The sequence below is a fragment of the Streptomyces sp. NBC_00285 genome, from assembly GCF_036174265.1.
Lineage (GTDB): Bacteria > Actinomycetota > Actinomycetes > Streptomycetales > Streptomycetaceae > Streptomyces.
Map to the genome: position 1 here is coordinate 5073143 of NZ_CP108055.1, position 22923 is coordinate 5096065.

General features: G+C 69.7%; 30 protein-coding genes. 16 read left to right on the forward strand and 14 right to left on the reverse strand.

Features of this window, described 5'->3' with window-relative positions; all coding sequences use genetic code 11:
- The first annotated feature begins 32 nt into the window (after window positions 1–32).
- Complete coding sequence (locus OHT57_RS23305; protein WP_328748427.1) at window positions 33–221, forward strand: hypothetical protein; 189 nt, start codon at window positions 33–35, stop codon at window positions 219–221.
- A 36-nt stretch (window positions 222–257) separates the two neighbouring features.
- Here the strand turns inward: OHT57_RS23305 and OHT57_RS23310 are convergent, their stop codons facing one another.
- The gene (locus tag OHT57_RS23310; RefSeq protein ID WP_328748428.1) at window positions 258–1172 is read right to left on the reverse strand and encodes a winged helix-turn-helix domain-containing protein; all 915 of its coding nucleotides are present in this window, start codon (window positions 1170–1172) and stop codon (window positions 258–260) included.
- A 185-nt stretch (window positions 1173–1357) separates the two neighbouring features.
- Between OHT57_RS23310 and OHT57_RS23315 the strand changes: the two genes are divergently transcribed.
- Window positions 1358–1543, forward strand: coding sequence for a hypothetical protein (locus OHT57_RS23315; RefSeq protein ID WP_328748429.1), 186 nt, complete (start codon window positions 1358–1360; stop codon window positions 1541–1543).
- Between the two features lie 266 nt (window positions 1544–1809).
- Here OHT57_RS23315 and OHT57_RS23320 read toward each other — a convergent pair whose 3' ends face one another.
- From OHT57_RS23320 to OHT57_RS23335, 4 genes are read right to left on the reverse strand one after another with little or no spacing between them, the layout of a single operon-like run.
- Window positions 1810–3075 (reverse strand): GNAT family N-acetyltransferase, encoded by a 1266-nt coding sequence (locus tag OHT57_RS23320; RefSeq protein ID WP_328748430.1) that lies wholly within the window; start codon window positions 3073–3075, stop codon window positions 1810–1812.
- Between the two features lie 53 nt (window positions 3076–3128).
- The gene (locus OHT57_RS23325; protein WP_328748431.1) at window positions 3129–3833 is read right to left on the reverse strand and encodes an HAD family hydrolase; all 705 of its coding nucleotides are present in this window, start codon (window positions 3831–3833) and stop codon (window positions 3129–3131) included.
- A gap of 29 nt (window positions 3834–3862) precedes the next feature.
- Entirely contained in the window at window positions 3863–4741 is an 879-nt protein-coding gene (locus OHT57_RS23330) for a winged helix-turn-helix domain-containing protein (RefSeq protein WP_328748432.1), read from the reverse strand.
- Between the two features lie 55 nt (window positions 4742–4796).
- Window positions 4797–5456 (reverse strand): RsiG family protein, encoded by a 660-nt coding sequence (locus OHT57_RS23335; RefSeq protein WP_328748433.1) that lies wholly within the window; start codon window positions 5454–5456, stop codon window positions 4797–4799.
- A 179-nt stretch (window positions 5457–5635) separates the two neighbouring features.
- Here OHT57_RS23335 and dtd point away from each other — a divergent pair, with 179 nt between their 5' ends.
- Window positions 5636–6061 carry a D-aminoacyl-tRNA deacylase gene (gene dtd, locus OHT57_RS23340; protein ID WP_328748434.1) on the forward strand — a complete coding sequence of 142 codons (426 nt, stop codon included), beginning with the start codon at window positions 5636–5638 and terminating at the stop codon, window positions 6059–6061.
- Between the two features lie 25 nt (window positions 6062–6086).
- On the opposite strand, the gene ygfZ is transcribed toward dtd, so the two are convergent.
- The 6 genes from ygfZ to OHT57_RS23370 form a co-directional block, all read right to left on the reverse strand.
- Complete coding sequence (gene ygfZ, locus OHT57_RS23345) at window positions 6087–7052, reverse strand: CAF17-like 4Fe-4S cluster assembly/insertion protein YgfZ (protein ID WP_328748435.1); 966 nt, start codon at window positions 7050–7052, stop codon at window positions 6087–6089.
- 10 nt (window positions 7053–7062) lie between these two features.
- Window positions 7063–7506, reverse strand: coding sequence for a Fur family transcriptional regulator (locus OHT57_RS23350; protein ID WP_328748436.1), 444 nt, complete (start codon window positions 7504–7506; stop codon window positions 7063–7065).
- A 16-nt stretch (window positions 7507–7522) separates the two neighbouring features.
- Complete coding sequence (locus OHT57_RS23355; protein WP_328748437.1) at window positions 7523–8098, reverse strand: FABP family protein; 576 nt, start codon at window positions 8096–8098, stop codon at window positions 7523–7525.
- Window positions 8099–8322: 224 nt separating this feature from the next.
- Window positions 8323–9324, reverse strand: coding sequence for a hypothetical protein (locus tag OHT57_RS23360; protein WP_328748438.1), 1002 nt, complete (start codon window positions 9322–9324; stop codon window positions 8323–8325).
- Complete coding sequence (locus OHT57_RS23365; RefSeq protein ID WP_328748439.1) at window positions 9321–10157, reverse strand: hypothetical protein; 837 nt, start codon at window positions 10155–10157, stop codon at window positions 9321–9323. The genes OHT57_RS23360 and OHT57_RS23365 overlap by 4 nt, the downstream gene beginning before the upstream one ends.
- Window positions 10154–10885: a hypothetical protein gene (locus OHT57_RS23370; RefSeq protein WP_328748440.1), complete on the reverse strand. Its 732-nt coding sequence runs from the start codon at window positions 10883–10885 to the stop codon at window positions 10154–10156. Before OHT57_RS23370 ends, OHT57_RS23365 begins: the two co-directional genes overlap by 4 nt.
- A gap of 180 nt (window positions 10886–11065) precedes the next feature.
- On the opposite strand from OHT57_RS23370, the gene OHT57_RS23375 reads away from it, so the two are divergent.
- From OHT57_RS23375 to OHT57_RS23400, 7 genes are all read left to right on the forward strand, one after another.
- Window positions 11066–11428 (forward strand): DsrE family protein, encoded by a 363-nt coding sequence (locus OHT57_RS23375; RefSeq protein ID WP_328748441.1) that lies wholly within the window; start codon window positions 11066–11068, stop codon window positions 11426–11428.
- Between the two features lie 146 nt (window positions 11429–11574).
- Complete coding sequence (locus OHT57_RS23380) at window positions 11575–12303, forward strand: LmeA family phospholipid-binding protein (protein ID WP_328748442.1); 729 nt, start codon at window positions 11575–11577, stop codon at window positions 12301–12303.
- 200 nt (window positions 12304–12503) lie between these two features.
- Window positions 12504–12584, forward strand: a complete 81-nt coding sequence (locus OHT57_RS47485) for an Ms5788A family Cys-rich leader peptide (protein ID WP_350751515.1) — start codon at window positions 12504–12506, stop codon at window positions 12582–12584.
- A 108-nt stretch (window positions 12585–12692) separates the two neighbouring features.
- Entirely contained in the window at window positions 12693–13532 is an 840-nt protein-coding gene (locus OHT57_RS23385) for a sulfurtransferase (protein ID WP_328748443.1), read from the forward strand.
- Window positions 13533–13594: 62 nt separating this feature from the next.
- The gene (locus tag OHT57_RS23390; RefSeq protein ID WP_007382995.1) at window positions 13595–13882 is read left to right on the forward strand and encodes a DUF1416 domain-containing protein; all 288 of its coding nucleotides are present in this window, start codon (window positions 13595–13597) and stop codon (window positions 13880–13882) included.
- Between the two features lie 76 nt (window positions 13883–13958).
- Entirely contained in the window at window positions 13959–14219 is a 261-nt protein-coding gene (locus OHT57_RS23395) for a DUF3099 domain-containing protein (RefSeq protein ID WP_328748444.1), read from the forward strand.
- Between the two features lie 10 nt (window positions 14220–14229).
- Window positions 14230–14637, forward strand: coding sequence for a VOC family protein (locus tag OHT57_RS23400; RefSeq protein ID WP_328748445.1), 408 nt, complete (start codon window positions 14230–14232; stop codon window positions 14635–14637).
- On the opposite strand, the gene OHT57_RS23405 is transcribed toward OHT57_RS23400, so the two are convergent.
- The 3 genes from OHT57_RS23405 to OHT57_RS23415 are packed head-to-tail and all read right to left on the reverse strand — an operon-like array spanning window position 14634 to window position 16851.
- Window positions 14634–15686 (reverse strand): hypothetical protein, encoded by a 1053-nt coding sequence (locus OHT57_RS23405; protein WP_328748446.1) that lies wholly within the window; start codon window positions 15684–15686, stop codon window positions 14634–14636. The two genes, OHT57_RS23400 and OHT57_RS23405, sit on opposite strands and share 4 nt — an antisense overlap.
- A gap of 2 nt (window positions 15687–15688) precedes the next feature.
- Entirely contained in the window at window positions 15689–15943 is a 255-nt protein-coding gene (locus tag OHT57_RS23410) for a MoaD/ThiS family protein (RefSeq protein WP_328748447.1), read from the reverse strand.
- Window positions 15944–15981: 38 nt separating this feature from the next.
- Window positions 15982–16851 (reverse strand): alpha/beta hydrolase, encoded by an 870-nt coding sequence (locus OHT57_RS23415; protein WP_328748448.1) that lies wholly within the window; start codon window positions 16849–16851, stop codon window positions 15982–15984.
- Window positions 16852–16967: 116 nt separating this feature from the next.
- Here OHT57_RS23415 and OHT57_RS23420 point away from each other — a divergent pair, with 116 nt between their 5' ends.
- The 6 genes from OHT57_RS23420 (at window position 16968) to OHT57_RS23445 (ending at window position 22809) form a co-directional block, all read left to right on the forward strand.
- Window positions 16968–17768, forward strand: a complete 801-nt coding sequence (locus OHT57_RS23420; protein ID WP_328748449.1) for a response regulator transcription factor — start codon at window positions 16968–16970, stop codon at window positions 17766–17768.
- A 116-nt stretch (window positions 17769–17884) separates the two neighbouring features.
- A complete protein-coding gene (locus tag OHT57_RS23425) occupies window positions 17885–18907 on the forward strand; it encodes a LacI family DNA-binding transcriptional regulator (RefSeq protein ID WP_328748450.1) in 1023 nt (340 codons plus the stop codon).
- A gap of 131 nt (window positions 18908–19038) precedes the next feature.
- On the forward strand, window positions 19039–20259 hold the full coding sequence (locus OHT57_RS23430; RefSeq protein WP_328748451.1) for a S1C family serine protease: 1221 nt from the start codon (window positions 19039–19041) through the stop codon (window positions 20257–20259).
- Between the two features lie 28 nt (window positions 20260–20287).
- Window positions 20288–20470: a hypothetical protein gene (locus tag OHT57_RS23435; RefSeq protein ID WP_328748452.1), complete on the forward strand. Its 183-nt coding sequence runs from the start codon at window positions 20288–20290 to the stop codon at window positions 20468–20470.
- A 102-nt stretch (window positions 20471–20572) separates the two neighbouring features.
- Window positions 20573–21307: a response regulator transcription factor gene (locus tag OHT57_RS23440; RefSeq protein WP_328748453.1), complete on the forward strand. Its 735-nt coding sequence runs from the start codon at window positions 20573–20575 to the stop codon at window positions 21305–21307.
- Complete coding sequence (locus OHT57_RS23445) at window positions 21304–22809, forward strand: sensor histidine kinase (RefSeq protein ID WP_328748454.1); 1506 nt, start codon at window positions 21304–21306, stop codon at window positions 22807–22809. The genes OHT57_RS23440 and OHT57_RS23445 overlap by 4 nt, the downstream gene beginning before the upstream one ends.
- The last annotated feature ends 114 nt before the right edge of the window (window positions 22810–22923 follow it).

Here is a 22923-nt window from a genome sequence, read left to right on the forward strand (position 1 = left end):
CGTCCGCCCGAAAGCCCGAAGGGGGAACCAACATGCCGGCCCTCGCCCTCCTCTCCGCCGTCTTCGTAGTCGGCGTCGAGCAGACCATGCAGTGGAAGTACGGCGCCAGCGGCATCATCGGGATGCTGTTCCTGACCATCGGCATCAAGGCCAAGAGCCCCACGATCAGCTCGATCGGGGCCGTGGTGCTGGCTCTGCTGGTCGCGGGACCTGCCATATGACCCGAACGGCACCCCGCTCCGCCACTGTGGGAGACGTCAGTTCGTGAGTGCCAACTCCGAACTGATCGTCTCCCACAGTGCGTTGAACCACAGGTGGGACTGCTCCACGAAGGTCGTGTCCCGCAGGCCGGCCCCCTGCTCGAAGGCGAACAGCATCGACTGCGTACCCGCGGAGTCGTACAGCTCCATGTGCTCGTGGTCGATCTCCGCCTTGCGGCGCGACAGCGTGTAGTAGGCGAACAGCGCCTCCTCGCCGTTGAGCAGGTACAGCTTCACCGGTGGCGTGAAGGGCAGGGCGCGGAAGGAGACGTGTACGTCTATGCCGTGCGTGGCACGCAGTGCGAGCAGGTTGTGCTGGAGGACCTGGCCCTGGGCGTTGCGCTGGGCCAGCCAGCCGTCGTGGACCTGGTCGTCGTCGCGGCCCTCGACCGGGACCGGGAAGGCGAGGTCGATGTCCCGGCCCGGCAGCAGGACGCGGACGTCGATCTTGGCCGGATTCAGCCGTCCTGCGTGGATCTGGCGCAGCCCCTCACCGAGGGCGAGGTTGAGGGACACCGACGTCAGGCACAGGGCGTCTATCTCGACGTGCGGGACCGCGAAGGCGGAGGCGATCCGGGGTCCGAGGGAGACCGTCGTGGGCTGCGGCGTGGCCGCCGGGCCGGTGAGCGCCCGGCCGACGCCCAGGTCGGGGGCGACGGTCGCCGGGCTTCCCTTGGAGATGTTGGTGAGCAGGTGCTCCGCCTGGAGCAGGTGCAGCGCCTGCCGTACGACCCCGCGCTCGACGCCGAACTCGTCGGCCAGCCGCGCTTGCGTGGGCATCCGCTGACCAGCCCGCAGCGTGCCGGACCTGATCCGGGCGCGGAGCTCGTCGGCCACCTCGTCATGTGACGTCTGTGGCCGCTGTGACCTCTTCCGTCCATTGACGGAGGCGTGTTTCGGGTCCACGACCAAACACTACAACTTCCCGCCATCTTTGGGCAGTTCACTGGAAGGTGGTTATGAGCCGCATCCAAGCGGAGATAAGTACAGTGAAGTTGGCCGCCAACTTGAGCAATCTTGAGAAACATGGTCATACCTTCACAAGGTTGGCTAACCCGGCGGCCGACAGGGGCCACCGTCCCGAAGGGGGGACCGTCATGCCGTTCGTCGCTGTCGCCATCGCCGCCCTCGCAGTCGGCTTCGAGGCACTCGTCCAGTGGAGGTGGGGCGCAATGGGCATCGTCGCGTTCGTCGCACTGACCATCGGCGTGAAGTCCAAGAACGTCGCGATCGGTGGCATCGGAGCGGTCATCCTCGTGATGCTGCTCGCCCAGTCCGGATGACGCCCGCCCCGTCGGGCCCAGGATCCGGCTGACCGGGCCCCCTTCCGGAGGGGAGCCGGGAGCTCGGTCGGTCTGCACAGCCACAACTGAACATCGACAACTGAACAGCAGCGACAGCTGCACCCACCCGCACAGCCACAACTGAATGACGAGAACCGAACACCGACAACTGAACATCGACAACTGAACACTTCGCTACGGATGCGAAAGCACAACCATCGGCACCACAAGGAACACCGCCCACCCGTCCCCGCCAGAAGGGAGCGTCAGAACATGTCCGGGCACCAAGGCCGCCTGGACGTACGCAGCAGGGCGTCGGCTCCCCGGCCGGCGCCCGCTTGTTCTTCCTGCACCCGGCCGAGTGCCACGAGCCGCACCGCCGACTCGTCACCGAGCCACAGTGCCGCCAACTCCCCCACGTCCAGCGTGAGATCGGCGCTCTCCGTCGTCGCCGTGCAGGAGGCCCCGGCAGGTGAGACGTCCAGCCGGTACCGGCCGCCGGCGAGTCCGGCCGGGTCCACGACCTCCAGCACCAGCGTGCCCTCACCCTCGTAGGTCCGCGACTCCAGGGCCCGTACGACGTCCAGGATCCGCACCCACAGCCAGTCCGACTGCGTGGTGATCCTGGCCGCGCGCGGGTCGGGCAGCAGGTGCGGGAGCAGGTCGTCGGGGGCGCGCGGGCCGGTCTTGACCTGCGTGACCCAGTCGACCGAGCACAGGTAGTGCCACAGGGCGCGCTCGGCGGCCGGGGTCGAGCAGAGCATCGCCCGCACACTCGCCGTGTTCAACGGCTGCTTGGCGTCGCCCCACGTGTCGTCCACCTCGTAGGCCAGGAGCCCCTCGACCGTGCCGTCCGCCGCCCGGTACACCGCGAAGAACGGCTCGGTCCACTTCGAGTCGAGACGCAGGGCGCCCGTCTTGAGCTGCCACAGCCAGTCACCGCGGCTGACGGCACCCGGCGTGGCGCGGCGCAGCCGGTCGTGCAGTTCGGGGCCGATTTTGCGTACCTCGTCGGGGCCCACCAGGTCGATACGGGCGCCCGCGCCCAGGTCCGGCCCGCGGCGGTCGAGGCCGGTGCGCGGGAGGTCGATGCTCCACTCGGCGGCCGAGGTGGCGGGGCCGAAGCCGTAGCGGCCGTAGATCCGGTACTCGGCGGCGATCAGCGTGGCCACGACGTCCCCGCGTTCCTTCGCGACGGCGAGGTCGTGGTTCATCATGCGGGTGAGCAGACCGCGCCGGCGATGGGTGGCGGTCACGGTGACGCCGGTTATCCCGTCGGCGGTCACGAACTCGCCCCCGACCGCCGTGACCTCCTGCTCGAAGGACCGGAAGGTCGCCACGCAACGGTCCCCCTCGAAGGCCCCGAGGTACCGCCCTGGCTCGAACTGACTCCTCCGGGCCTCCAGCTCCGCCTCCGCCACGACCGGCTCCCGCAGAAACCCGACGTGCACGGCCCGAAGCCACTCGGGAAACTCAGCCTCGGTGATCGGACGGACCTTTGTGCTGTCGGTGTGCGAGTGAGCGCGGACCATAGGGTCACCGTAGGGGACAGCATGGATGGTGTCGTGCAAATATTCGGGCCCGTTCAGGGAAGAGCGCGCACGATGTCCAGTATTTGCTCCATCGAGCCCACTACGACCTCGGCGCCCGCGTCTCTCAGCATCCGCTCCTTGGTCTCGTTACGCGCGTAGCCGAGGAACGAGACCCCGGCTTGCTGTGCGGCTTGGAGGTCGGTCGGGGCGTCGCCGATCATCAGGGTGACCGAGGGATCGGCGCCCATGGCCTTGATGGCCTCTTCCAGGCAGTAAGGGTTGGGCTTCATCAGGTCGAGGTCCTGGGTGCGGCCGTAGACGTACGGGAAGCAGTCCTTCAGCTCTCGACTCTCGACGTACGCCACTGCCGCGAGGGCGGCGTTGTTGGTGGTGATCGCGAATCTGACATCGCGCGAGGACCAAGTCCTGATCAACGGGTCGGCGTGCGGGGTGGGCATCGCCTTGGGAACGGCCCTCAACTCCCGCTGGGTGAGCCACTCCTCAAGTTCGAGGACCAGGTCGCTTCCCCTGCGCTGTTCATGGACCCTACGCAAGGGTTGATGGGAATCAAAGGCGGATCGTTCCTTCTCGGTCAGAAGGACGCCCATGCCCAACTGATCGATCTTGTCCACCAGTTCGTTGGCTATCTCATGAGCGGGATACCCCGCGAACAGGCGGCAGATCGGCCCGTCCAGGTCCCAGAGCACATACCTGGCGGAGGTGACCAGTGATGCGAGTCGTGCTGTCTCTGCTGTCACCGGTTCAGTGTGCGTCGTCTCAGGAGTCACTAGGAGAGTGTCAGGTCCGTCGTGATGGTTTCCCAGAGGGCGTCGAACCACTTCTGCGACTGCTCGACGAACGCGGCGTCGCGGTCGCCGGCGCCCTTCTCGAAGGAGAAGAGGAGGGAAGCCGAGCCGAGGACGTCGTACATGTCGAGCATGCCACTGTCGGACATCTCCTCACGGCGCGTCACCATGTAGTACGCGATCAACGCCTCCGAGTCGTTGAGGAGGTACAGCTTCACCGGCGGTGTGAACGGCAGCGCCCTGAACGTGACCTTGACGTCGATGCCGTGGGACGAGCGCAGGGCCTGGAGGTTGTGGCGCAGGACGTGGCCCTGGGCGTTGCGCTGGGTCAGCCAGCGCTCGTGGACCGGGTTGTCGTCCTGCGGGACCTCAACCGGGACGGGGAAGGCGAGAGTGATCTCCCGGGACGGCAGCAGGATGCGGACGTCGATCGACTCGGGGTGGATGGTGCCCTCGTGGATGAGGCGCAGCGGTTCGCCCAGGGCCACCATCAGCGTCTCGGCGGTGAGGCAGGCGGCGTCGATCCGGACGTTCGGGGCGGTGAAGGCCTCCGACAGGCGGGGGGCCAGGCCGACCATCGTGGGCTGCGGCTCACCGGTCACCGGCACCCGCTCCGCGATCCGCGGCGGACTCCCCTTGCTCACGTTGCTGAGCAATCCGTCCTCCTGCAGCGCGCGCAGTGCCTGGCGGACCGCGCCCCGTTCCACACCGAACTCCTCCGCCAGTTCGGCCTGAGTGGGCAGGCGGTCGCCCGCCTTGAGGTCACCCGCGCGGATGCGGTCCCGCAGGGTGTCGGCGATTTCCTGGGGCGAGAGCCTTCTGCTGCCGTTCACTGCCACGTTCTCCTGAGTCACGACCAAACGCTACAACTCCAGTCAGCGCAGCCGAGTCCCGTGGAGAAGTCGACGAGAAGAACTACGTCAGCAGGTCCTCCACCTGCGCCTCGCCCTCCCGGTACCGCCGGGTGATCTCCCCGCTGCACTCGTCCGCCGTCCGCTGCAGCCGCTGGCGTCGCCCGGACACCTGCTGCTCGTAGCGCACGAGCCGGCCCATCGCGGTGTTCAGCTCCAGGTCGGTGCGTGCGTCGAGGTCCGACAGTTCGACCTCGGCGAGCATCTCCGCGGCCAGGAGCCGGTACTTCTCGCTGTACGGCGTGCCCAGCGTGACGTGGCGTGCCGAGGAGCGGTGGCGGGCCGGGGCGTCCGTGAGGATCTCCGGGAGCCGCTCGAAGACCGACCCCTCGCCGGCGTCCTCGAAGGCCCCGGCGGCCGACGGGGACCGGTGTGCCAGTTCCGCGCGGAGGATGTCGATACGGCCCTGCAACAGCCGTCGGACATAGCTGAGGTCCGCCTCGTCCCGCTGGGCGTCCCGGCGCAGGGTGCGCAGTTCGGGCAGGCTCAGCGCGGGGAGTTCGTGGTCGGGCGGCTCCGAGGGCAGCAGGCGGCTGTCCGTTCGCTGTGCGGGTGGCCGGGGTGCCTCCGGGGTCGCCCTGCGGGCAGCGCCCTGCGATCGCGGTGTCTCGGGGCCCGCCCCGCGGCCCGGCCCGGAATGATGCCCAGTACTCGGTGTGCTCATGCGCCTCTATCGTCCCCTCGACCGGCGTGTGGAAGCATCGTGCCACCCCAAGTGGCCGCTATGTGACCGAGTGCCCCCGAACGGCCCTGATCGGCCCTGATCGGCACCAGATGGGGGGTTAGGGATCAAAAGGCAAACCCGCGCACGGTCCCGTCCAAAGGGCCCGGCATGATGGCCGTATGCGTGCAGTGGTGCAGAGGGTGGACGGCGCGAGCGTCGTCGTCGACGGTGAGACGGTCGGGGAGATCAACGGCGAAGGACTCTGTGTCCTCGTCGGGGTCACCCACGAGGACACCAAGGAGAAGGCGGCCCAACTGGCCCGCAAACTCTGGTCGGTTCGCATGCTGCAGGAAGAGAAGTCGTGCAGCGACATCGACGCCCCGCTGCTCGTGATCAGCCAGTTCACCCTGTACGGCGACGCCCGCAAGGGCCGCCGCCCCACCTGGAACGCCGCCGCTCCCGGTGACGTGGCCGAGCCCCTCGTCGAGGAGGTCGTCGCCCAACTGCGCGCGCTGGGCGCGACGGTGGCCACCGGCCGCTTCGGCGCGCAGATGCGGGTGTCCCTGACGAACGACGGCCCCTTCACGGTCCTGCTGGAGATGTGAGTGGTCACGCCCCCGGGTGGCGGGCCTACGGCTCCACGATGACTTCCTGGGCCGCGGCCGTCGTGTCGACGACGAGCCGCGCGTCCAGCGGTACGTTCCGCTTGACCAGGGCGAGCGCCACCGGGCCGAGTTCGTGGTGCCGTGCGGACGTCGTCACGAAACCGATCTTGCGGCCGTCCGGCCCGTCGTCCGCGAGGCGGATGTCCGCCCCGGCGGGCGGCAGGTGCACCTCGCTGCCGTCCAGGTGGAGGAAGACCAGGCGCCGCGGCGGCTTGCCCAGGTTCTGGACGCGGGCCACCGTCTCCTGCCCCCGGTAGCACCCCTTCTGCAGGTGAACTGCCGTGCCGATCCAGCCCAGTTCGTGCGGGATGGTGCGGTGGTCGGTCTCGAAGCCGAAGCGCGGGCGATGCTGCTCGACGCGCAGCGCCTCGTAGGCGAGCAGACCGGCCACGGGACCGGACTTCTCGGCGTACGACTCCAGGTCCGCACGCGGCAGGAAGAGGTCACGGCCGTACGGCGTCTCGCGTACGACGGCCCCCTCGGGAACCTCCGCGATGGAGCCGGCGGGGAGGTGGACGACCGCGAACTCGTCCGTGCGGTCGGCGACTTCGACCCGGTAGAAGAACTTCATCGACTCCAGGTAGGCGATCAGCGCGCCCTGGGTGCCGGGTTCGACGTGTGCCCAGACCGTGGTGCCGTCGTCGACCAGGTACAGGGCGTGCTCGATGTGGCCGTGTGCGGAGAGGACCAGTGCCTCGGTGGCCTGGCCCGTGGGGAGGTCGCTGACGTGCTGGGTGAGCAGCAGGTGCAGCCAGCTGAGACGGTCGTCTCCGCTGACGGACACGACCCCGCGGTGCGAGAGGTCGACGAAACCGGTGCCGCCGGCGAAGGCGCGCTGTTCTCGGAACAGGTCGCCGTAGTGCGCGGCCACGCCTTCGTCCACGCCCTCGGCGGGGACGGCGCCGGGCAGGGACAGCAAGGGGCTTTTCATATGCACAAGCCTACGACTCGGTAGTTGAATTCTTGAGCTTGAGGGAACAGTCCTTGCAGCGGCCGAAGATCGCGAAGTGCTTCATGTCGGTCTCGAAACCGAAGCTGTCGCGCAGCTTCGCCGTGAACTCGGCGGCCACCTCGATGTCCGCCTCGATGACGTTCTCGCAGTCGCGGCAGACCAGGTGGATGTGGTGATGGCGGTCGGCCAGGTGGTACGTCGGCGCGCCGTGCCCGAGATGGGCGTGGCTGACGAGACGGAGCTCCTCCAGGAGCTCCAGGGTCCGGTAGACGGTGGAGATGTTGACCCCCGACGCGGTTTTCTTCACTTCCGTGAGGATCTCGTCGGGGGTCGCGTGTTCCAGGGTGTCCACAGCTTCGAGGACAAGCTGGCGCTGCGGCGTCAGTCGGTAGCCGCGCTGCCTGAGGTCGCTCTTCCAATCGGTGCTCACCACACCGGGAAGTCTAGAACTACTTGAAGAAAGCGATCCCGTCGTCCGGCATGTCGTCCGGGAGGGCCTTGGCCCAGCGTTCGACATCCTCCGGGGTGACGACCTTCTTCAGGTGGGCCGACATGTAGGGGCGCAGCTCGACCTCGGGGGTCTGCTTCTCGCCGACCCACATGAGGTCGCTCTTGACGTAGCCGTACAGGCGCTTGCCGCCGGTGTACGGACCGGAGGCGGCCGTACGGGCCACCGCGTCCGTCACCAGGTCGATCTGCGGCTTCTGCTTGGCCAGCTCGCCGTACCAGATCTCGACGACGCCGTCGTCGCGGACCATCGTCACCTCGACCTTGCGGTCGGCGTCGATGCGCCAGAAGCCGTGCTCGGTCTCCAGCGGGCGGATCTTGTTGCCGTCGTTGTCCAGCACCCAGGTGTGGGAGCGGTACTCCAGGAAGTCCCGGCCGTCGTGGCCGAAGGTCACCTCCTGGCCGAAGTTGCACTTCTCCGAGCCCGGGAAGTCGTGGACGCCCGCGCCTGCCCAGTTACCGAGCAGGAAGACGAGCGGGACGAGGTCCTTGTGGAGGTCGGACGGGATCTCGATCATGAGTGGCAGTTCCTAGACGGGGGTCAGCGCTGGCCCTGGTACAGCTTCTTCACGGTCAGTCCTGCGAAGGCGAGAACGCCGACGCAGACCAGGACCAGCAGGGCTTCGAAGAAGATCTCCACGGGGTGCTCCTCGGATGAGCGTGGTGCGGTGCATGTACACGGGGCCGGGCCCCAGCTTACGCGGCCGGGGCCCGGCGAACTGCGCGAGGTTCCCCTACGGGGTCAGCCCAGCAGCTGGCTCTGCAGCGTCACCGTCTGCCGGAAGGGAACGGCGTTCGCGGCGCCCTTGCGGGACTGGACCACCAGGGCGAGGACATCACCGGCGCCTATGTAGGCGTGGCGGGCCTGCTCGGCACCATACGGCTTGGACTCGACGTAGACGCTGGACGTGATGTCCTGGATCCGTGCCGCGTCCGGGAAACCGTCGTCGGAGACGGAGTCGGGGGCGTCGCGCAGTTCGTAGCCGGGGCTGCCGTACGGGGCGATGTCCTTGCCGAACAGGTCGTCCACGACGGCCGCGGTGTCGAACTGCAGCAGGTAGATCCGGGTGTGCGTGCCGTCCGGGGTGGTCCAGCCTCGGGCCGCGATGTGCCGCAGACCGTTCTCGGAGAGCTTCTTCCCCAGCTCGTCGCGGTCCTCCTTCTCCGCGTACTCCGCGAGGAGGTCCTTGGCCGGCAGCCAGCCGTCGGTTCCGCGCAGTGCCTTGTCGGCGGTCGCCCCCTTGGGTGCGGGCAGCACCAGGGCGCGCAGGTCGGCGTAGTGGCTGCCCGCCTTGTTGTCCGCGGCGAGCGGTCCCGGGCTGCCGGAGGGCAACGGCGCCTTCGTCAGCGTCGGGTACTCCCACCGCCCGTCCGACACCGTCGACAGCCCCGGTACGTCCGTCCGCGCCATCCCCGAGATCCCGTACGCCGTCCCGCCCCCGACCACCGCGAAGGTGAGCAGGGCGGCGGTCCAGCGGAGGGTTGCCCGGAGGACGCGGCGGTCCTTGAGGGCGCGGGGGGCGCTTTCCGGCGCGGTCTCGGATGCGGGCGCGGGCGCGGGAACGGCTTCCGGCACGGACCCCGACTCCGGCGCGGGCGCGGGCGCGTCCGCCACCTCGGTCTGCCAGGCCTCGACCAGCGGACCCGTCGCCTCTGCCTTCTCCGATCCGGTGGCCGGTGCCGGCGTCGTGGGTCGCTCGGGTCGCTCGGGTCGGTCGGTCTGTTCTTCCGTCTGCTCGGTCATACCGACTCCCCCGGTTCCGCTATGCGGTCGAGCTGCTCGCGCAGGAGCATCGCGACCCCCCTCTGCTGCAGTGGCTTCGCGCTGTCCGCGGTGAAGGTGACCAGGACGTTGCCCTGCAGGGCGGAGCAGAACATCGAGTCCAGCTTCACGTCGGCGTCCGGCGGCAGCAGATAGCAGCGGGCGTCCTTGTGGCCCTCGATCCGGGGCCCGTCACGCAGGGCATCGCCGAGCGCGTCGAAGAACTCGTTCTGGAACTTCGCGATCCCCCGGACCGCCGCCTTGTTGTCCAGCTGCGCCAGCTCGATGGTCACCGCGGCGGCCTTGTCCGTGTAGACCGAGGAGAGCTCGTCGGTGCTGACGTAACTGCGCATCGCGATACCCGTGAGGCGCTGCTTGTCGATCTGCTTCTCCAACGCCTTGCGCTGCGTGCGGGGCAGCCCGCTCAGCGACTCCTTGCGCAGGGCGGCGGCCTGGTCACCGTTGAGGTGGGCGTCGTTTCCGTACTTCCCGATGTCGGGCCCGCGGCTCCATCCGTCGGCGCCGTACGGCACGAGCATCGCCGACAGCCCCGTCGCCGGTGCGGCCTTCGCCTTGTCGGTACCGGCCTTGGGAAACTTCCACACGGGGGCGCCCGCGTCGCGGTCGGCACCGTCGACGGTGATCACGGTGTAGCCGACCCCGGCGACCACCGCCACGGCCAGCACCACGGACCCGACGATCGCGGTGACACGGCCACGACGGACCGGCTTCCTGGCGGGCGCCACGGGCTCGCTGGAGGCGGTGAGTTCGGCGGGGCCGACCTCACCCACCGGCTGGTTCTCGTTCTCGCTCACAGCTTCTTCACCTGCCGCTCGGCCAGGTCCATGATCTTCGCCTTCGGGATGGGCTTGGTGTCGTAGACGAAGATCATCATGAAGATGTCCCCACGCCAGGCGACGGCCTCGGCGTTGTACTGCGGCAGATAGCCCGGTTTGGTGTCCGGCTTGGTGTGGACGTACGCCATGGCGTTTGTGCTCCCCGGCACCGTCCAGCTCTTGGTGCCGTCCACGGAGTCCTCGAAGTAGTTCTCGCCGTCGGCCGCGTCGGAGGCCTGCAGCGCCTCTTCCTGCCGGTACTGGACGAGCCGGATCTCGACGCCATAGGTGCTGCCGACGTTCCAGCCCGTCTGGGCCGCGCGGCGGAACTCCTCGGAGACGAGGTCGCCGAACGCCCCGGCCGGCTTGTCGTACGTCTCCGCAAGCCCGGCCAGCGTCATCCAGCCGTTGTGGCTCACCCAGTCGCCGTCCTTGGCCCCGGCCGGCTTCTTCAGCAGCAGTTTCCGCAGGTCGCCGTCGGTCTTTACCCGGCGGTCCTCGGAGGCGGACAGCGGTTCGGGCGCCGGGCCCTTGGCCTGGGCGAGCGTCGGCTGGGAGAGCGAGGCCAGCTTCATCGGCTCGCGGTCGGCCTGGATCAGGTAGCCGGTACAGCTCCCGGCGACGACACCGAGTGCGGCCGCGGCGGCGATCAACAGTGTCGCGCGGCCCCGGCGGCGCGTAACGGCCGTCTCTTCGGGCACTTCCATGCATCCCTCACAAAACGAGAAGCGCGCATTCCGTATGCGCGCTTCACAAGAGACTCCTGGTCAACACCCAGAGTTGTACGGAAGGTTGATCACGATCCGGCCACATCGGCAACGGCCACGACCTGGGCCCCGTCAGCGCGGACCCGTGGTCGCGACGGCCGTACGCACTACGCTGCCCGCATGGCGAAGAAGCTCGTGATCAAGGTGACCGCCGGATCCGATGCCCCCGAGCGCTGTTCGCAGGCGTTCACGGTGGCGGCGGTGGCCGTGGCCAGCGGGGTGGACGTCTCCCTGTGGCTGACCGGGGAGTCCGCGTGGTTCGCCCTGCCGGGCCGGGCCGCCGAGTTCGAACTGCCGCACGCGGCCGCGCTGCCCGACCTGCTCGACTCGGTCCTCGCGGGCGGCCGGCTCACCCTGTGCACCCAGTGCGCGGCCCGCCGCGACATCACGGAGAAGGACGTCATCGAGGGCGTACGGATCGCGGGGGCGCAGGTCTTCGTGCAGGAGGCACTCGCCGACGGGACGCAGGCACTCGTCTACTGAGCGGCGACTGAGCGGCCCCGCGGCCTGTCACAGCTGATCGACAATTCGCGGGAGCCCTTACCCGGCAGGGTTAGTCTCACGATCGACGGCCACCCGTCCGTCGACCAGCCCGCCGCTCTGACCGCCGCCCCTGGGGGACCCACCGCATGCGCGCCCTGCGAATACTTCTGATCATCACCGTGATTCTCGGCGGGCTGTTCGTCGCCGCCGACCGTCTGGCGGTCCACTTCGCGGAGGGCGAGGTCGCGGACCGGCTGAAGACGCAGGAGGGGCTGACCACGACGCCGAGCGTGGACATCAAGGGGTTCCCGTTCCTGACCCAGGTCGCGGGCGGGGAGCTCGACGACGTCGAGGTCGGCATGAAGGACTACGCCGCGGACACCGGTACCAGCGGGGGCTCGATCCGCATCGACGACCTGAACGCCGCCATGAAGGGTGTCGCGTTCTCCGGCGACTACAGCTCCGCCACCGCCTCCACCGCCGACGGCACCGCGAGCATCGCCTACGACCAGCTGCTGAAGGCCGCGGGGGCCGAGAAAGCCCAGCTCCCGCTGGGCGTCACCGCCCAGGTCGTCGGCCTCTCCGACGGCGGGAGCGGCAAGATCAAGGTCGACATCAAGATCAGCGCCCTGGAGAAGCCCGTCTCCGTGCTCAGCACCGTCAGCGTCGTCGACGGCGACACCGTGCGGGTGCACGCCGACTCGATCCCGAGCTTCGGCACCATCACCCTCGCCGACTCCGACGTCCGTTCGATCGCCGACTTCGACCAGAAGATCGAGGGCCTGCCGGGCGGTATCAAGCTCGACAAGGTCGAAGCGGGTGCGGACGGTGTGGAGATCGCGGTGAAGGGTTCGGACGTCAAGCTCGCCGGGTAGGACGAGCATCGGACCGGACGGCGCGCGTCCGACAGGCGAGACGGCGACGTCCGCACCGTAGATGTGATGACGACTACATCCGCCCGGGAACCGTGGGAACACGGCCCGGGCGGCTTTTTGATCCCACATCCCGGACGATCGCGTCTCAGCATGCGACACACCGGTGACATGCCGGTATGTCCGTCCCTACGATCGAGGTCATGAAGCGACAGGCGGATCTCACGAAGCGGCGGGCAGTAGACCTGTGCCGCGTCGCCGCCATGCTCTGTCGCCCCTTCTGAGCGGACGGCACCGACCTCCGCATCCCCCGCCCTGGCACTCCCAGGCACCCGTGCGCCCCGCGCACCCCTACGCACGCCCCGCCGCACCTGCCCCGGAGGAGAACGAGCATGAGCCGCAGTGACGTCCTGGTCGACGCCGACTGGGTCGAGGCCAACCTCGACGACTCGAACATCGCGATCGTGGAGGTGGACGAAGACACGTCCGCCTACGAGAAGAACCACATTCGCAACGCGATCCGCATCGACTGGACCACGGACCTGCAGGACCCGGTCCGCCGCGACTTCATCGACCAGGAGGGCTTCGAGAAGCTCCTCTCGGCGAAGGGCATCGCCAACGACACGCTGGTGGTCCTCTACGGCGGCAACAACAACTGGTTCGCGTCCTACGCCTACTGGTACTTCAAGCTGTACGGCCACGAGAACGTCAAGCTCCTCGACGGCGGCCGCAAGAAGTGGGAGCTGGACGCCCGCGAGCTGGTCGAGGACGTGCCCGAGCGCGCCACGACCGACTACAAGGCCAAGCCGCAGAACAAGTCCATCCGCGCCTTCCGCGACGACGTGGTGGCGGCGATCGGTTCGCAGAACCTGGTCGACGTCCGCTCGCCCGACGAGTTCTCCGGCAAGCTGCTCGCCCCGGCCCACCTGCCGCAGGAGCAGTCGCAGCGCCCGGGCCACGTCCCGTCCGCGCGCAACATCCCGTGGTCGAAGAACGCCAACGACGACGGCACCTTCAAGTCGGACGACGAGCTCAAGGAGCTCTACGCCGACGAGCAGGTCGACCTCGCCAAGGACACCATCGCGTACTGCCGCATCGGTGAGCGCTCGGCCCTGACCTGGTTCGTCCTGCACGAGCTGCTCGGTGTCGAGAACGTCAAGAACTACGACGGCTCCTGGACCGAGTACGGCTCCCTGGTCGGCGTTCCGATCGAGCTCGGCGCCAACAAGTAGGACCTCGTCCGCATCATCCCGACCGGCCTTCCTTCCGGTCAGACCCCTCTTTGGAGAACGACATGTGTGGAGCGAAGGCCGGCGGCCCGGACGCCTCGACGATCAAGCCCGGCGAGACCACCATCCAGGGCCAGGTGACGCGTGACGGCGAGCCCGTGGTGGGCTACGTCCGCCTCCTGGACTCGACCGGCGAGTTCACGGCGGAGGTCCCGACCTCCGCGACGGGCCAGTTCCGCTTCTACGCGGCCGAGGGCACCTGGACCGTCCGCGCCCTGGTCCCGGGCGGCACCGCCGACCGCACGGTCGTCGCCCAGCAGGGCGGACTGGCCGAGGTCGCGATCGCGGTCTGAGGCACCTGATCGACCGAAGGGCCGTACCCCTTGCCGGGGTACGGCCCTTCGGCCTGTCCGGGCCTACGCTGGACGTATGTCGGGACGACGGCGCCGCGCCTACTTCGCCATGATGGGCACCTGCATCGGGCTGTTCGTCCTGGCCTGGGGAGTCGTACGGCTCTGGTCGATGCCGGTGGCCGTGGGAATGTGCGTGGTGGCGATGGTGATCCCTCCGCTCGCCGCGATGGTCGCCAACCGGCGCGGCCCCGACGACCGCTGGTGGGACGACCCCTCCGGCGACCCGAAGTCCGACGAGTGGTGGGACGAGCTGGACGGGAAGAAGCGGCGGCAGTAGGAAGGCCCTCATGTCTTCTTCCGCGAGGCTGTCGCTGTCCACCGTGGTCCTCGACGCGCAGGACGCCCACGAACTCGCCGCCTTCTACCAGCGCCTCCTCGGGTACGTGGTGCGCGCCGAGGAACCGGACTGGGTCCTCACCGGGCCGCCGCCCGGCACCGCGGGCACGTCCCTGGCCTTCCAGACCGAGCCCGAATACGTCCCGCCTGTCTGGCCTACCCGCAAGCCGGGCGACCAGCAGATGATGCTGCACCTGGACATCGAGGTCGACGGCGGCCCGGACGCCCTGGCGGCCGAGACCGCCCGAGCTGTCGCTGAAGGCGCGCGGCTCGCCGAGTATCAGCCGCAGGACGACGTCCGGGTCCTGTTCGACCCGGCCGGGCATCCCTTCTGCCTGTGGGTCGACTCCGCGACCTAGCCGATCGCCCGGCCCAGGACGTACACCGCCGGGGCCGCCGCGGCCAGTGGTAGGGCCACTCCTGCTGTGAGGTGGACGAAGCGTGACGGGTAGTCGTAGCTCGCGACGCGGTGGCCGATCAGTGCGCACACCGCCGCGCCCGCGCCGAGCAGCGCGCCCTTCGCGCCGAGGCCCGTCATCCCGCCGACCGCGATGCCCGCGCCCGCCGAGGCGAGCAGCGAGACGACCACGGAGGCCGGGGTCGGCAGCGGCAGCGCGCGGGCCAGGACGGCGACGCCGACCGCGGCAGCGCCGACGGAGACCGCGTCGGGGTCGGCGGCGAGGTACCCGGTCGCCACGATGGCGAGTGCCGCCGAGGCGACGGTCGCCATCAGGCCGTACATCCGCTCGTCGGCGTCGGCGTGCGAGCGGAGCTGGAGGACCAGGCTGAGCAGGACCCAGACGCCGAGGGTGCCGAGGATCGCCGCGGGAGCGTTCGACCGGCCCGCGGCGAGCAGCGCCACATCCGCCGCCAGCGCCCCGAGGAACGCCAGCGCGATGCCCTGCCGGGCGGGCCACATGCCGTTCAGCCGGAACCAGCCGGCCGCGGTGACGGCCTGGAGGACGACGAGGGGGATCAGCAGGGCGTACGACCCGACGGCGGCCGTGCCGGAGAGCAGGAGGCCGAGGAGTGCGGTGAGCGCCGCCGGCTGTGCGCCGGGTTCTATGACCGGTGAACGGCCTTCGAGGCGGGCCCGCTGGGCGTCCGTGACGCGGGCGTTCCCGGCGACGGTGGCCGGGCCGTACCCTTCAGCGGGCGCGGACTCGGGGGCCTGCGGCTGCGGGGTGTACGCGGCGGGCCGGTACCCGGCGTCGGGGCTCTGCGGGGGCAGGTACGCCGGGTCCGTGGGGGCCGGGAGCGGTGTGTGGACCTGGGTGTCCCAGGTCTGGCCCTGCCACTGCTGGGTGTGCTGCTGGGCGGCCTGCTGGTCGTCGTACCCCTGCTGGGCGTGGGCCGGCCAGCCCTGCTGCGGGTACTGGTCGTAGCCCTCGTACGGCTGGTTCGTCATCGTCACCCTCCTGCGAACGGCGGGAGCACCTCGACAGTGCCGCCGTCGGCCAGCCGTACCGTCTCATGTCCGCGGGTGCCCACGGGGTCACCGTCGACGAGGAACGAGCATCGCCGCAGGACGCGCACGAGTTCACCGGGGTGCTGCTCGCGCGCCGAGTCCAGTGCCTCGGCGAGGGTGGCCGCGTCGAACGGCTCCTCGGCGAGACCGGCCGCGGCCTTCGCGGCGGCCCAGTAGCGCACCGTGACCTTTGGCATCCGCTTCCTCAATCGATCGGTGGTGTACAGGGGCCAGGCTAGCCGCCCGCTGTGACAGCCCAGTCCCCGATCCGGCCGAGCAGCTCGTCGTCGGCCGCGTGCTCGGCGTGGCCCATGGGCTCGATCCACAGCTCGGCGTGGCCGCCGGCGGCTTCCGCGAGCGTTCTCGGGTGGTCGAGGGGGAAGTAGCCGTCACGGTCGCCGTGCACGATCAGCAGGGGAGTGGGGGCGATCCTCGGGACCGCCTCCACCGGGGAGAGGGGGACGGGGTCCCAGTCGCGGTCGTGGATGCGGGTACGGAATCCGTAGCGGCTCACCAGACGGCCCGCCGGGCGGGTTACCAGCCAGTGGAGCTTTCGCATAGGAGCCGTGCCCCGGTAGTACCAGCGGGCCGGTGCACTGACCGAAACCACGACGTCCGGGTGCGCGTCCGTGCGCCCTTCGCGCCCCGCCTCGTCCGGGCGGTACAGCGCCGCGTGCCGCAGCACCACCGAACCGCCCATGGAGAAGCCGACGGTCGCCACACGCGTGTGGCCGAGTTCGCGCGCCCACGCCACCGCGGCGGCCAGATCCAGCACCTCGCGGTCGCCGACCGTGGAGCGCCCGCCGGAGGCGCCGTGGCCGCGGAAGGAGAACGTGACCACGGCGCCGTACTGCGCGAACGCCTCGACCACCCGGCGAACATGAGGACGATCCACATCGCCGGTGAACCCGTGCGCGACCACGAACACCGGGATACGGGAAGGTGACGAGGAAGCGTCGTATACGGCGGCCGGCGGATCGTATACGGAATCGATCGTCACGCCATCGACAGTGCGAAGAAACGTCCGTATAGGTGCGCTTCTGCGCGTCTCAGAGTGCGGACGCACGGTGGAATGCACCACACGACCTGCCGGATCCATGCCCATGTGGGCTATTCTCCTCGCAAGAGGACTCGGGCAACGCAGCCCCCGGGTCCTTTTGTGCTTTCGGATCCCCGGTATACGAAAGCTAACCCTCGCGGGACCGAGGAGGAACCAGACTTATGAGTTCTCTGCTGCTCCTGACCAACGCCCTCCAGCCGTCGACGGAGGTGCTGCCGGCCCTCGGCCTGCTCCTGCACAACGTGCGTGTGGCCCCGGCGGAAGGCCCCGCACTCGTCGACACCCCCGGCGCGGACGTCATCCTCATCGACGGACGCCGTGATCTGCCCCAGGTCCGCAGCCTGTGTCAGTTGCTTCGCTCCACGGGCCCCGGCTGCCCGCTCATCCTCGTCGTGACCGAGGGCGGCCTCGCCGCCGTCACCGCCGACTGGGGCATCGACGACGTCCTTCTCGACACCGCCGGTCCGGCCGAGGTCGAGGCGCGCCTGCGGCTCGCGATGGGCCGCCAGCAGATCGTCAACGACGACTCCCCCATGGAGATCCGCAACGGCGACCTGTCGGTCGACGAGGCGACCTACTCCGCGAAGCTCAAGGGCCGGGTCCTCGACCTCACCTTCAAGGAGTTCGAGCTCCTCAAGTACCTCGCCCAGCACCCGGGCCGCGTCTTCACGCGCGCGCAGCTGCTGCAGGAGGTCTGGGGCTACGACTACTTCGGCGGCACCCGCACGGTCGACGTCCACGTACGGCGGCTGCGCGCGAAGCTCGGCCCCGAGCACGAGTCGCTGATCGGGACCGTCCGCAACGTCGGTTATCGATTCGTTACGCCTGAGAAGGGCGGGGCCGCCGCGAGCGAGGAGGCCAAGGCGAAGGCCGCCGCCGCCGATGCCGTGAGCCAGGCAAAAACGGACGAGGTGGACGACAGCGCCGCCCTGGACGCCTCCGAGGTACCGGCCGAGGCTTAGTGGGCCCCCGGCTGGGCATGCTCCCGCACCGGCGTACTTCCCGGTAGGCCTCCGCGGGGGCACAGGGCCTCCTTCACGCCCTGCCCAGAGCCGGTCCATCCGCGTAGACTCCGCGCGTGGCCAAGGTAACCAGGGACGACGTGGCGCGACTGGCGGGAACGTCCACCGCCGTAGTCAGTTATGTCATCAACAACGGACCCCGGCCGGTTGCCCCGGCCACGCGCGAGCGTGTCCTCGCCGCGATCAAGGAGCTGTCGTACCGACCCGACCGGGTCGCGCAGGCGATGGCGTCCCGGCGTACGGACCTCATAGGTCTGATCGTGCCGGACGCGCGCCAGCCGTTCTTCGCGGAGATGGCGCACGCGGTCGAACAGGCGGCGTCCGAGCGCGGGAAGATGGTGCTCGTCGGGAACTCCGACTACATCGGCGAGCGCGAGGTCCACTATCTGCGGGCGTTCCTCGGGATGCGGGTGTCGGGCCTGATCCTGGTCTCCCACGCCCTGAACGACAACGCGGCCGCCGAGATCGACGCGTGGGACGCGCGGGTCGTACTGCTGCACGAGCGGCCGGAGGCGATCGACGACGTGGCCGTCGTGCTCGACGACCTCACCGGTGCGAAGGCCGCCGTCGAACATCTGCTGGGCCACGGCTACCCCTACGTCGCCTGTATGGGCGGTACCGCCAACACCCCCGCGGTCGGCGACCCCGTGTCCGACCACGTCGAGGGGTGGCGGCGGGCCATGGACGAGGCCGGGATCTCCACCGAGGGGCGGCTCTTCGAGGCGCCGTACAACCGTTACGACGCGTATCAGGTGGCACTCGGAGTGCTGGCCGGGCCCCAGCGGCCGCCGGCGTTCTTCTGCTCCACCGACGACCAGGCGATCGGCCTGCTGCGGGCCGCGCGTGAGCTGCGGATCGACGTGCCGGGGGAACTGGCCGTCATCGGGTTCGACGACATCAAGGAAGCCGCGCTCGCGGACCCGCCGATGACGACGATGGGGTCGGACCGCTCGGCGATGGCCCGGGCCGCGGTGGATCTGGTGCTGGACGACGGCCTGCGGGTCGCGGGGTCCCGTCGGGAGCGGCTGAAGGTGTTCCCGTCGAAGCTGGTCGTGCGGCGCTCCTGCGGCTGCGAGTGACCTTCCTTAAGGGCGTCTGAGAACCCGGCGCCGGAGGCCAGCGGCGCCTTTATATCGGGCATACGAGGTTCTGCCGGGCTTCTCAGGGAGCACTCAGGGAGCTCTCATGGTCGCGGGACAAGCTTCTTGTCATGACCGAGAGCTTCCGCCGCGACGGCGAGTACGAGCAGTACGAGAACCCCCTCCAGGGCGCCCAGCAGCACGCTTCGTCGCCCGTGAACCCCGAGTGGCCGCCCCCGCCGGGCCGGCCGCCCGTGCAGTCGGCGCAGCCGGCGGCCCCGGTCGAGCCGGTCGCCGTGGAGCCGGGTACGACGGTGTGGCCGTCGCAGCCCGCCGCGCCCTCCCCGGCCCCGGCCCCGCAGGGCGCGTACGGCGGCTCGTACGCCGGCTCCTACGGCGGTGACGGCAACGGCGGCGGTACGGCGCTCTTCACCGAGCCCCCGGCGGAGCCCGCGGCGCCCGCGCCGAAGAAGCGCGCCCGCGGTCCCCTCGCCCTTCTCGCCGCCGTCGCGATCGTCGCTGCGGCCATAGGCGGCGGCACCGCGTACGGCATCCAGGAGCTGACCGGCAACGACACGGTCGCCTCCAGCAGCACCAGCACCAACGTGGTGCCGTCCTCCGCCAAGGGCACGGTCTCCGGAGTCGCCAAGGCGGTCAGCCCGAGCATCGTCGAGATCAACGCCACCTCGAACTCCGGTGAGTCCACCGGCTCCGGCGTGATCATCACCAGCGACGGCGAGATCATCACCAACAACCACGTCATCGCCGGCGCCACCTCCGTCAAGGTCAGCACCAGCAACGGCAAGACCTACACCGCCAAGGTCGTCGGCACCGACAGCAAGAAGGACCTGGCCCTCATCAAGCTGGAGAACGCCTCCGGCCTGAGCGTGGCCACCCTCGGCAACTCCGACGGCGTCCAGGTCGGCGACGAGGTCGTGGCGATCGGCTCCCCCGAGGGCCTGACCGGCACCGTCACCAGCGGCATCGTCTCCGCCCTGAACCGTGACGTGACCGTCGCGACGGAGGAGAGCCAGAGCCAGGGCCAGAGTCAGGGCCAGAGCGGCGGCAACGGCCAGTGGCCGTTCGAGTTCGGCGGCCAGCAGTTCAACGGCGACACCGGCTCGTCCACGACGACGTACAAGGCCATCCAGACGGACGCGTCCCTCAACCCGGGCAACTCCGGCGGCGCGCTCATCGACATGAACGGCAACATCATCGGCATCAACTCCGCGATGTACTCGGCCAGTTCGGACTCCTCGACGGCCGGCAGCGCGGGCCTCGGCTTCTCCATCCCGATCAACACCGTCAAGTCCGACCTGGCCACGCTGCGGGCCGGCGGCGCCGACAGCTGACACCCCCGACCCCCGTAAGGAGTACGTCATGATCAAGCAGGTTTCGCACACGGTGGCCGGCACCGACGCGGCCGGTTTCGCCCTGGCCCTTGAGGTGGCGTACGCACTGCACTCGCCGGTGACGCGGGCGCCCGAGGTGGCGTCCGTGGCGGTGGCCCGCCGCGGGGTGACCGCCGCCCGCAGCCGTCGGCGTGCCGCCGCCCGCGGCTGAACCACTCCGCCCTTCACGCACTGGCCGGGAACCGTGCGAGGCTGAAAACGCTCAGAACGTTCAGCCCCCTTTCGTCCCACCGCATCCGAGGAATCCGAAGCCATGAGCCCCGCCGAAGGCGACCGTGACCCCCAGCGCATCCTGATCGTCGACGACGAGCCGGCGGTGCGCGAAGCACTCCAGCGCAGCCTCGCCTTCGAGGGCTACGACACGGAGGTCGCCGTGGACGGCGCGGACGCCCTCGACAAGGCGACCGCCTACCAGCCCGACCTGGTCGTCCTCGACATCCAGATGCCCCGCATGGACGGCCTGACCGCCGCCCGCCGCATCCGTGGCGCCGGCGACACGACCCCCATCCTGATGCTCACGGCCCGCGACACGGTCGGCGACCGGGTCACCGGGCTCGACGCGGGCGCCGACGACTACCTGGTCAAGCCGTTCGAACTGGACGAGCTGTTCGCCCGGGTCCGGGCGCTGCTGCGGCGCAGCTCGTACGCGGCGGCTGCCGGGGCGGCGGCGGACGACGACGAGGCGCTCACCTTCGCCGACCTGCGGATGGATCTCGCGACGCGCGAGGTCACCCGGGCGGGGCGGCCGGTGGAGCTGACCCGTACCGAGTTCACGTTGCTTGAGATGTTCATGGCCCACCCGCGCCAGGTGCTGACCAGGGAGCAGATCCTGAAGGCGGTCTGGGGCTTCGACTTCGAGCCCTCGTCCAACTCGCTGGACGTCTACGTCATGTACCTGCGCCGCAAGACCGAGGCGGGCGGCGAACCGCGGCTCGTGCACACGGTGCGGGGCGTGGGGTATGTGCTGCGCCAGGGCGGCGCGGAGTGAAGAGGGTCGTACGGCGGTACCGGTCCCTTCCGATCCGCTCCCGGCTGGCGCTGCTCGTGGCGGCGGCGGTGGCGTTCGCGGTGGCGGCGGTGTCGGTGACGTGCTGGTTCATCGTGCAGGGGAAGCTGTACGACCAGGTCGACGGCGACCTGAGGAAGATGGCGCAGCAGCCGCAGAGCGCCAACCGGGTCGATGACCTTCTCGACAGCTGCCCCCAGACCGCGCAGACCGACCAGAGCGAACAGAGCGGCTCGGGGTTCCAGTCCGACATCAACGACCTGCGGGCTCGCAACACCTACGTCCAGCTGGTCAGGTCGGACGGCAAGGCCTGTGTCTCGGCGAACTCGGCCGGCACCGTCAAGGTCACCGGCTCCGACAAGGACGTCATAAAGACCGCGTCCGTCACCGGCGAGGGGATCATCCGCAACGGCACCGCCGGCGACGGCAACGCCGTACGCGTGATCACCCTGCCCCTGATGGTCAGCTCCGGCCCGGGCGGCCCCGTCCAGTTGTACCCCGACACCGCGATCAGCATGGCGGTCTCCCTCAAGAGCACCCAGTCCACGCTCAACGACCTCGCCCTCATCCTCCTCCTCGTCTCCGGCGTAGGAGTCCTCGGTGCAGGCGCCGCAGGCCTCTTCGTGGCCCGCGCAGGCCTCCGCCCCGTCGACAAGCTCACCGAGGCCGTCGAACAGGTGGCCCGCACCGAGGACCTGAGCATCCGCATCCCCGTCGAGGAGGACGCCGAGGACGAGGTCGCCCGGCTGTCCCGGTCCTTCAACTCGATGACGACCTCCCTCGCCAACTCCCACGAACTCCAGCAGCAGCTCATCGCCGACGCCGGTCACGAGCTGCGCACCCCGCTGACCAGCCTGCGCACCAACGTCGAGCTCCTCACCCGCAGCGAGGAGACCGGCCGCCCCCTCCCCGAGGCCGACCGCAAGGCGCTGCTCGCCTCCGTCAAGGCGCAGATGACCGAACTGGCCTCCCTGATCGGCGACTTGCAGGAGCTCTCGCGGTCCGAGGGCCAGCGCGGTGAGCGCGTGCAGGTGGTGTCCCTGGAGGACACCGTCGAGTCGGCCCTGCGCAGGGCACGGCTGCGCGGACCGGAGCTGACCATCAACGCCTCGCTGGAGCCCTGGTACACGCGCGCCGAACCGGCCGCGTTGGAGCGTGCCGTCGTCAACATCCTCGACAACGCGGTGAAGTTCAGCCCCGAGGGCGGCGCCATCGAGGTGCAGCTCAGCGCCGGTGTGCTGACCGTCCGGGACCACGGTCCCGGCATCCCCGCCGAGGAACTCCCGCACGTCTTCGACCGCTTCTGGCGCTCCCCGTCGGCCCGCGCCCTGCCCGGCTCCGGTCTCGGCCTCTCCATCGTCGCCCGCACCGTCCAGCAGAGCGGCGGCGAGGTCACCCTCGGCCACGCCGGAGGCGGCGGCACGATCGCGACCGTACGGCTGCCGGGGGCGCCGACTCCGCCACCGGAGACGGCGACGCCGTAGAACGGGCAAAGGACGACAACAGCCTCCCTCTTTCTGTCAATGTCCTGTCATCCTTCACGCGATTCCGACCCTACTCGCGGGTTCTCTGCCATCTTCCAGGGCTGTCGGACAGGT